Below are 6826 nucleotides of genomic sequence, written 5' to 3'. Positions count from 1 at the left end.
GGCTAATCACATGAGCAGTGAGTCCATACGATATTTGTGTGAAGAACTTAATTCAACAGAAACAGTATTTCCGGGCACAAATCTGCGACTGGTTTACGAACTGGTATCTTAACAAATTCCACGAGGTCAGGAGGTCTGTAGTTATTCTGGTTTGCCTTTTAGGTATATCACTATCCGGTCTTGCCGGATGGAATGCCTATCAAAGGCATAAGATAGCTGTCAGGCTGACTGTCATGAATGATATTGCTGATAAGATTATTATTGCGTCAGCGCAGGAGGCACTGGAGCGGGGGACAGCAGCGACCGCCCTCGGCAGTATCGGGTCCGCTGATAGCGATGTCATAAAGAAGATTCAGGACTTGCGTAAGGAGGGAGACATTTCATTAAATGCAGCCTTATCAGCCGCAAAAAATATAGCGGACAATGAGCCGGGGTCACAATTTGCAGCGGCGTTGGAACAGACGAGCCGTGCGTATAAAGCTCTCACCGATATTCGTGAACGTGTGGATACCAGCCTGAAAGAAGGCAAAACAGATATCCAGTTAATCATAAATTGGTTTACGGCCATTACTGATGTTATAGAGCAGTCGGCAAGACTTCGCCAGTCGGCATTTGTGTCATCAGACCATATACACCAGATTTCACAGGACAACCTCATCCTCAAGCAGGCGATATGGCTTATATCAGAATACATGGGACGTGAGCGGGGTACTCTCGGCCCCATAATTGCCGCCAGGATACCGGTTACACATGCAATGCTGGATAACCTTAATTCCTTTCACACTGTGGTGAACCAGAATGTTTCAAATATCCTTGCACAAAAAGGGGTAAAGGGGATAGACAGCCGGCTTGCCTCTGCTATCGGGGATATGGAGAAAGGGCTTGGGAGTTTTGAGACTGTCAGGAGTGATATATATTCGGCCGCAGGGAATGGAAACTATCATCTTAACTCTGCTACGTGGATGGAACTTTCAACAGAGGCTATTGAAAAGGTACTTGCCGTCTCCGGTGTGGTTACAGAGATAAGCAGAGAGAAGGCTAATAAGGTTACTGAGGAGAGTTTTCATGAAATGGTGCTGGCTATAATACAGGCATGTCTTTTCCTGTTATTTACACTGGTTTTGCTGCTTCTGGTATACAATAAAGTTTCCCGTATAAAGCATCTGCGGGAGTCATTGGATAAAATGGCGCATGATGATGGGGGCCTGACCGGCCGCATAAATCAGGACTCTAAGGATGAAATCGGCAGGACTGCAGAGGCACTTAACTCCTTTATAGAACGTATCAATGGAATTATTAATAGGGCAAAAGATATTGCCGAGCGTGGGACAGACCCTTCATCGGCAGGAAATTCGTTCAGTCCGGAACAGATGTCATATAGTAGTACCGCCATGCGGGCCAAACTAATAACCCTGACTGCCGCCGAGGAGGTGGTGAGGGCGGGTGAAGAATTAAAGCTGCTCGTGAACAGGCAGCGTTCATTCCTTAGTGCCGCAAAACAGGCGGAACAGCCGGGTGAAGAGGGGTAGGCGGATTTGCAGTAGCGTGGGATTGAATATTCAGAAGGGGGGAGTAGAGATTTGGCATTATTCCAATGGAGCAGTATATAATGAATCCTCTATGACTATAGAACAGGCAAAAATAGAGTTAGAGACTATCATAGATGCTATAAAAGATCCCATCTTCTTACATAACAACGAGTTAAAGATAATCCGGGTAAATAAGGCATACTGTGAGGCGGCAGGGATGTCTTATCATAGGATTTTAGGCCGGCCATATTACACAATCTTCCCGGTTACGGATGTCCCCTTGAAAATGTGTGCAGGGCATCAGGAATTAGTGGAGGATGAAATCTTTATCCCATCCATGGAGAAGACCTTTAAGACCAGGTGTTTCCCGGTAAATAATGTAAAAGCAAGCCCCAACTTTTTCGTCCATATACTGGAAGATATAACAAAGGAAAAGAAGGCAGAAGAGAAATTGAATGAAGAGGTTGAAATCAAAAGGGCGCTGCTGAATATTGCGGAATCAATTACAACTACATTTAATCTGGATGAGATGTTACGAAAGGTAATTAACATTGTATCAGGCATTGTTGCCGGTGAAAGATATGTAATTTTTTTGTGGGACAAGGGTCAGGGGGCTTTTATTCCGGCACAAACTCTCGGAGTTCCATTGGAGTTAATACCTGAACTAAGGAGGTTGAAATTAACCACTGATATTCCGGTAGTTGAAAGGCTGTTACTGGGAGAGACAGTTTCAATGGATGATATTGAGAAATGCGGTTTGTGCCCTGAGGAAATCAGGATGAAAATAGGAATAAAATGCTGCCTGTGCGTTCCTGTAAAAACAGGAAATGAGATTATAGGATTTATAAGTGTTAAACGTATATCCATCGATAGGCTTTTTAAAAGAAGGGATGAATTATTTTTAAAAGGGGTAAGTCACCAGCTTGCAATTGCACTGGATAATATAAGACTTTACAAAGCAATGACAGATAAATCTTTAGAGTTAAGCCAGAGAGATGAGACTATAAAGATTATGCATGAGATGGATTTATCTACCCTGTCTATCCTGGAGGAATCTGAGTTAATTGAAACCTTGGTCCAGTTGGTGTCAAGGTTAATTCCCGCAGATATAATTATAATTGCTAAGGTGGATAACGAAAGGAATGGATTTGTTTATAAAGCAGGATACGGACTGCCATTATCTAAAGATACATTTTTTCCTTTTAATTACACATCTGCCGCAGAAGTAATAATTAAGAAAAGAACTAAGTTTATACCGGATTTAATTTTAGAAAATGATATGCATCCATTTCAGGATATGCTTATCGAAAATGGGTATCGTTCAGGGGTTATCGCCCCCCTCATAGCAAAGGGAAAGATTATAGGGATATTTCATGTCGGCAACAGGAAGACCGGAGTCTTTAATAAAGACCATTTATCAGTGCTGGAGGGGCTTTCTGCTCAGATAGCTGTATCACTGGATAACTTAGGGCTTGTTCAGGACCTTAAAGACATGGTTGTCAATATTTTCAGGACATTGTCTGCCATGATTGATGCCAAATCCCCGTGGACATCAGGGCATTCAGAGAGGGTGACTAAGTATGCACTGGAAATTGCAAGAGAGATGGGGTTGGATGAGAAGGACTTAAAAGACCTTGAACTTGCAGGATTATTACATGATATCGGCAAGGTCGGGACGTATGACATTATACTTGATAAAGCCGGAGAGCTTAACGAAGAAGAGATAAAAATTATGCAGCAGCATCCGGTAAAAGGGGTGGAGATACTGACACCTATAAAACAGTTGCAAGGGATTATACCTGTGATTAAATATCACCACGAGTTTTATAATGGTGAAGGGTATCCTGAAGGTTTGAAAGGGAGAGATATACCTTTGATGGCAAGGATAATTGCTGTGGCAGATACAGTGGATGCAATGAGGGCAGATAGGCCGTACAGAAGAGGAAGGTCAATGGATACCATAGTGGATGAACTCAAAAGATGTTCCGGAAGCCAATTCGACCCTGAGGTTGTAACTTCATTCAGGCTCTCTCTCCTTTAAAGCGGGTTCACCCGAAAATAACCCCCCCATGCCCCCCCTTGAACAAAGGGGGGGATTGCCGTTGGCCATTGAGCACCAAAGGAACTTTCCCCCCCTTAACAAGGGGGGGCTTGGGGGGGTGGTTTTCATCCTCCTTTGTGAAACCTCCGTTTCATGGCGGTTCATCCGAAAATGACCCCAAGTAAGCAGTAAGCGGTAAGCAGTTAGCAGATAAAGACTGCCTTTCCTGTTTACTGCTCACTGCTTACTGTTTACTATTTTCATTGCCCTTTGTGAGCGCCCCGCTCATGACGGTTCATCCGAAAATCCTCTCCGGCGGGGTAAGAAAACCCCGTCTATCCATTTCTACGAGGATAGGCGGGACATTCTTGTCCCGCTGATTTTCTTGGCCATTTGAAGTAATAAACGGGACGGGTACATTTATTTGAAATGCTCTTGAAAGTTAATCTAACCCGGGAAATTTACTCTACCGTAAATAAAAAAAGGGGGCGGTTAAACAACCAGCCCCCTTTGGGAATAATTTTGATAAAAAAGGTTATGCTACCTTGAACTGTTTACCTATATCTGTAAGTTTTGTTGCGAGGTATGCAAGGTCGGAAGATGCATTGGCTATCTGTGAAGAGCCAGTGGAGGTTTCCTTTGAAACATTAGCAACAGTCATAATATCCCTGCTGATCTCTTCAGATGTGGCTGACATCTCTTCAGTCGCTGAGGCTATCTGCTGAACCATTGACTGTAGTTCATTTACGCTTCCAACTATCTTTCTCAATGCCTCTCCTGCCTGAAAAGAGAAGTCTACACCTACACCAACCTTCTTTGACACACCTTCCATTGAAGACACGGTCTTCTCTATCTCATCCTGAATAAGACCAATCATTGAACCTATCTCTGATGTTGCCTTTGCTGTCCTCTCTGATAATTTTCTTACCTCATCAGCAACCACTGCAAACCCCTTACCCTGTTCTCCTGCACGGGCAGCCTCAATGGCTGCATTAAGGGCAAGGAGGTTTGTCTGGTCTGCTATTTCATTAATTACGTTTACTATGTCACCAATCTGCTTTGAACGGCCGCTTAGCGATACCATAAGACTTGTGGAATCCTTTACTGTTTCAGCAATCTCCTGAACCTCTACAATTGATTTCTCAACAATCGCTTCCCCCTCTTTGGCTACTCTTGCTGTCTCAGTAGCAGAGTGGGCTATTGTAGAGGTGTTTTTAGCTATCTCATTTACAGTTTGTGACATCTCAGTTGCTGCAGTTGCAATCTGAGTTGACCTGTCCGACTGCTCTACCACACCTTTTGACATTTCTGCTGAACTGGCGCTCAACTGCTCACTTGCAGATGCCACATTATCAGATGTTGATTTAATGTCACCTATGAGCTTCTTAAGGTTTTCTGCCATATTACTCATGGATGTCAGCAACTGACCCGTTTCATCCTGACTGTCTACATTAATTTTTACTGACAGGTCACCTTTAGCAATGGAGTTAGAGACATCCACAGCATTAGTTAATGGTCTGGTAATACTTGTTGTGATATAAATTGCCACAAAAACGCCGAGTACCATTGCGATAAGTGACATACCGAAAAGTATCTTCTTTGCAGTACCAATAGAACCAATGACATTATCTGACATTGTTACAGCCTCTTTAACCTGCTGACTCTCAAACGCTTCTACCCTGGCCGTCAAAGCTAAACTGGTTTTATCAAATGAATCCATTAGTACATTACCCTGAGCAATGCCCTGAGTAATATAAGCATTTGCCATCTTCTTACCTTCTTCATAGTAGCGATTAAAATCAGACTCGATCTCTGTAACCTTTCTAAGAGACTCTGTATCATTTTCTTTTGAATACATTGCCTTAAATTTATCTATATCACTCCTGAACTTATTTGCAGCATCCTCTGCCTCTTTATAAACCTCAGTATCATGAGTTGCAGATGCATCTGTAAGAAATTGCTGAACCTGAACAACCTGAAAAGCAATATCTTTAGCAACCAGTGCATACGGCAGGCTTTCCTCCTTTACAATGGAAGCACTTTTGTCAGCCTTAATAAGTAAGTAGCTGGTTATTACCCCGCATGCTATAAAGAGAAGTATAACCGCCCCAAATCCAATCCAAAGACGCGTTTTAATTTTTAAGGCTTTTAAGTCCATCTTTTCTCTCCTTATTTTATTTTGAAATATTATTTTTATTTGCAGATACTCAATCGGCGGTATAAAAAATCTCTTTAACAATGGAAAGATAAGCTATAGATAGATGTTATTCACTTATCAGAATAGCACGGCCAGGGGCACCATCACTCCCTGCGATCTTCAGAGGAAGGCAATACAAGGTATAATAACCCTGTTGGATTTCATAAAGGTTTAACCCTTCAACAACAACTACTCCGGCCTTTAAAAAAACCTCATGTGTAGGCCGGCTTTGCTTATATGGGGCAACTGAAAGATAATCTATTCCAATTAATTGAATACCGAGACTGACGAGAAACTCGGCACCATCCTTAGTGATTCCAACAAAATCTGATTGAAAGAAACCACCCTCCCCCTTACCCCCTCCCGTCAAGGGAGGGGGGATAAGCATAGTTCCCTCTTCCCCCTTTAGTATATAGGATGAGGGGTTCCAGTATCTGGAGTTCCGTGTCTTTATCAGAAGCCGGCGGGTATCAGCAGGGATGTTTGATTTCTCCAGAATTTGTGATGTAATTACATCCACTTCTTGTTGCAGATCTAAAACAAAGGATGGCCCGACGAGTATATCAAGCGGTAAATGCTCAACACCATTGCCTTCAGGAAGAAAGTGAAATGGTGCATCTACATGTGTACCTGTATGGACACCCATGTTCATCATGGACACATTCGCATTAGCCCCGTCTTCAATCTTTGCAATCCGTTCAATTAAAACAGCAGGGTCACCGGGCCATACAGGAAGTTCAGGGGAAATGGTTAAGGATATATCATAGATATGCAATTATGCTCTCCTTTTATATAAAAAAACCATTGAACTGTTTATATATAAATTGTATATTACAGCATCCTGAGTAAAATATAAAATCTTTCTTTATTGAATTATGAATGAACTTATTGAATGGGTAATAGAAATTGAGGGTACTGCGTAACCCTTCAGTGAGGCGTGGTGACACGAAAAAACTACTTGCGTTCTGGTTGCCATCTATGGTACAACATGATGAATGGAGATGGCGGTCAGATATCGTGGCAGAGAATTCGCCCATGAGGAAATAGCCGAAGTACGTG

The 6826-nt window shown here is 42.6% G+C and carries 4 protein-coding genes; 2 read left to right on the top strand and 2 right to left on the bottom strand.

Going from position 1 to position 6826, the window contains the following annotated elements; all coding sequences use genetic code 11:
- Positions 1–38: 38 nt before the first annotated feature.
- Positions 39–1529, top strand: a complete 1491-nt coding sequence (locus HZA08_03950) for a HAMP domain-containing protein (GenBank protein MBI5192583.1) — start codon at positions 39–41, stop codon at positions 1527–1529.
- A gap of 91 nt (positions 1530–1620) precedes the next feature.
- Entirely contained in the window at positions 1621–3570 is a 1950-nt protein-coding gene (locus tag HZA08_03945; protein MBI5192582.1) for a GAF domain-containing protein, read from the top strand.
- Positions 3571–4105: 535 nt separating this feature from the next.
- Here the strand turns inward: HZA08_03945 and HZA08_03940 are convergent.
- Positions 4106–5728, bottom strand: a complete 1623-nt coding sequence (locus HZA08_03940) for a methyl-accepting chemotaxis protein (GenBank protein ID MBI5192581.1) — start codon at positions 5726–5728, stop codon at positions 4106–4108.
- Positions 5729–5834: 106 nt separating this feature from the next.
- Positions 5835–6542 (bottom strand): cyclase family protein, encoded by a 708-nt coding sequence (locus HZA08_03935; protein MBI5192580.1) that lies wholly within the window; start codon positions 6540–6542, stop codon positions 5835–5837.
- Between the last annotated feature and the right edge of the window lie 284 nt (positions 6543–6826).

It is taken from the genome of Nitrospirota bacterium (assembly GCA_016212215.1).
Classification (GTDB): Bacteria; Nitrospirota; 9FT-COMBO-42-15; order HDB-SIOI813; family HDB-SIOI813; genus JACRGV01.
The sequence above is the reverse complement of the archived record's forward strand: the minus strand, read 5'-3'. Positions and strand labels throughout refer to the sequence as shown.

Bases quoted from the DNA above. Each gene is read 5' to 3' on its own strand.
- HZA08_03945 (MBI5192582.1), top strand. From the start codon at position 1,621: ATGACTATAGAACAGGCAAAAATAGAGTTAGAGACTATCATAGATGCT.
- HZA08_03940 (MBI5192581.1), bottom strand. From the start codon at position 5,728: ATGGACTTAAAAGCCTTAAAAATTAAAACGCGTCTTTGGATTGGATTT.